Raw genomic sequence first — 3,049 nt, 5'->3', positions numbered from 1 at the left:
GCTGTCGGGCATGGCTATGCGCAGGACTTGGCGGCTTTCCTGGCTTGTCCGCACCTTGACCAGAAGCGCCTCCAGCCGGGCAATACTGCCGGGCAGTTCCTGCAGCAACACCTCGGCCGCCGGCGTCATTCCGAAGGGCCGCGTTTCACGCCGCAACAGCTTCAGTCCGAGGTTGGTTTCAAGCTGTTGCAGGTGTTGCGAGACGGTTGGTTGCGACAGTCCAAGCTCGGCGGCGGCGACTGACAGGTTTCTGGTCTCAGCGACGGTGAGAAAGGTTCTGAGCAGTGCGAGGTCAAGGGCTTTGTCATTGGTCATGACAATACTGATTATTGAACAACTAGTAATTATAAAAGCCGATTGTTTTGGCTGAACTCCACGTCATCTTGTCCGCAGGATTTTCGGAGGATGCGATGAAAACACATGCACAGGCCGTGGTCATCGGTGGCGGATTGGTCGGATGCTCGATCCTCTACCACCTCGCCAAGCTTGGCTGGACCGACGTCGTGCTGCTGGAGCGCGATGAGCTGACATCGGGCTCTACCTGGCATGCGGCCGCGAACATCCACGGCCTGCATGACAACAACAACATCTCGAAGATCCAGTACTACACCATGAAGCTCTACAAGGAGCTGGAGGCCGAGACAGGGCAGGGCTGCGGCGTGTTTCAGCCCGGATCGCTCTATCTTGCCCAGACCGAGGCGCGCGAACATCAGCTGCGCCTGCAGGAGGCAAAGGCCCGTTACTTCAAGGCCGATTTCCACAATATCAGCCGCGATGAGGCCGAACGACTGCACCCGCTGGTCGATTTCGACGGCATCCGCTGCATCATGTATGAACCCGATGGCGGCAATGTCGACCCTTCGGGCGTGACGCAGGCCTATGCCGCCGGTGCGCGGAAAATGGGGGCCGAGATCCACCGGTTCACCCCGGTCACCGCCACGATTCAGCAGCCCGACGGCAGCTGGATCGTCGAGACGCCCAAGGGCAGCATCCACACCGGGTGGGTGGTCAACGCCGCCGGCCTCTGGGCGCGCGAAGTGGCGCGAATGGCCGGCATCGAATTGCCGCTCCAGCCAACCGAGCACCAGTATTTCGTGACCGAGACGATCGCCGAGATCGACGCGATGGACCGGCGCCTGCCCTCGGTCGCGGACCGGGACGGCGAATACTACCTTCGCCAAGAAGGCAAGGGTCTACTGATTGGCGCCTATGAACGCGACATGCGATTCTGGGCCGAGGACGGCACGCCGCTTGACTTCGCCCATGATCTGTTTCCTGACGACCTGGAGCGGATCGAGGAAAACATGATGCGCGCCATCTCGCGGGTGCCAGCCGTGGGCACCGCTGGCATCAAGCGGGTCATCAACGGCCCGATGATCTGGTCGCCTGACAGTGCCGCACTTTATGGTCCGGTACCGGAACTCAGGAACTATTTCTGCTGCACTGGTATCATCCCCGGTTTCTCGCAATCGGGTGGGCTTGGCCTTATGAGCGCGCAGTGGATCGTCGAGGGCGAGCCGCAATATGACATGTTCGCCTGGGACCTGGCCCGGTTCGGTGACTGGGCCGACAAGGCCTTTACCAAGGCGCGCGTGCAGGACCAGTACGCCAATCGGTTCAAGATCCATTTCCCGTATGAGGAACGTACTGCAGGTCGCCCGGTGCGCACCCGCCCCGCTTTCGCTCTGCAAAAGGACATGGGCGCGGTTTTCGGTCTCAACTATTGCTGGGAACACCCGCTTTGGTTCGCCCCCAAAGGTGTTGAGCCACAGGAAACCTACGGTTTTACCCGCCAGCCGTGGTTCGACCATGTCGGCGCCGAGGCAAAGGCGCTGCGGGACGGCGTCGGCGTGATCGACATCTCGAACTTCGCGAAATACGAGATCAAGGGCGAAGGCGCGGGCGACTGGCTTGACCGGGTCATCGCCAACCGTGTTCCGTCGCAGATCGGCCGATCCTGCCTTACCCCGCTCATCGGCAAGCGCGGCGGCATCGCGGGCGATTTCACGGTGACGAAGCTTGGCGAGGATCACTTCTTCATGGTCGGCTCGGGCATGGCCGAGCGTTACCACCAGCGCTACTTCAATGAGGTGGCCCGCCCCGAAACGGTCTCGTTCAAGAGCCTCACGGTCGACCTCTGCGGAGTAAACGTCGCCGGTCCGTTGGCCCGCAATCTGCTGTCCCGCCTAACGCAGGAAAACCTCTCCACCGCCTCCTTCCCGTTCATGCGGTCGCGTCGCATCTCCGTAGCCGGCGTCGAGGCCATTGCGATCCGGGTTTCGTTCACTGGCGATCTCGGCTGGGAACTCTACGTCGCGCAATCCGATCAGGTGAAACTCTACACCGCGCTTCTGAAAGGTGGCGAAGATCTCGGCGTCTGTCCGGTCGGCAGCCGTGCCCTGCTCTCGCTCCGCGTTGAAAAAGGGTATGGCTCCTGGGGCCGCGAATACAGCCCCGAATACTGGCCGCAGGAGGTTGGCCTTGACCGGCTTATCAAGATGGACAAGCCCGATTTCCTCGGCAAGGCGGCCTATGCGGCACTCGCCGACCGCGCACCCCGCGAAAAGCTGGTGACGATCGAAATCGAGGCAGACATCGCCGACGCCTCGGGAGGCGAGCCGATTTTCCTGCCAGACGGCACACCCGTTGGCAGGGTCAGTTCAGGCGCTTACGGCTATTCGGTCGGCAAGTCACTGGCCATCGGGTTTATCAAGACTGCCCATGCGGCGGCGGGTACGGCCGTCTCGGTCGCCATTCTGGGGCGGGATTACAAAGGGACGATCCTTGCCGAACCACCCTTTGACCCGAGAGGAGAAAGGCTGAGGTCATGACACCCGCCTGTCGATGTCCCACACGGGGGCTGGTGACCGTTGTGGGCGAGGCCACGATATTGAAACGGCATGAACGCGTAATCGTTCAGCCGTCTTCCGGCGCGCCCGAAAGAATATGCTCCTCGACCGCCTGAGCGGTCTTCAGGCGAAGAAGATCCTGCCGGTCGGTCAGGACGTCGGCGTAGAAGGGGACGTTCAGAAGGCGTTCTTCCCTGGGT

Annotated in this window: 2 protein-coding genes; one reads left to right on the top strand and one right to left on the bottom strand. The window is 61.6% G+C overall.

The window, feature by feature from the left end; genetic code table 11:
- Positions 1-315 (bottom strand): LysR family transcriptional regulator (locus tag WBB85_RS02040; protein ID WP_432636956.1); only part of this gene is annotated, 315 nt, incomplete at its 3' end.
- 95 nt (positions 316-410) lie between these two features.
- Between WBB85_RS02040 and WBB85_RS02035 the strand changes: the two genes are divergently transcribed.
- A complete protein-coding gene (locus WBB85_RS02035) occupies positions 411-2,831 on the top strand; it encodes a GcvT family protein (protein ID WP_432636955.1) in 2,421 nt (806 codons plus the stop codon).
- Positions 2,832-3,049: the final 218 nt, after the last annotated feature.

The sequence above is a fragment of the Albidovulum sp. genome, assembly GCF_049646345.1.
Taxonomy (GTDB): domain Bacteria; phylum Pseudomonadota; class Alphaproteobacteria; order Rhodobacterales; family Rhodobacteraceae; genus Albidovulum.
Note: the sequence above shows the minus strand (reverse complement) of the source record. Positions and strands in the feature narration are given on the sequence as shown.

Excerpts from the sequence above, each read along its gene's own strand:
- WBB85_RS02035 (WP_432636955.1), top strand. The coding sequence starts at position 411 with ATGAAAACACATGCACAGGCCGTGGTCATCGGTGGCGGATTGGTCGGA.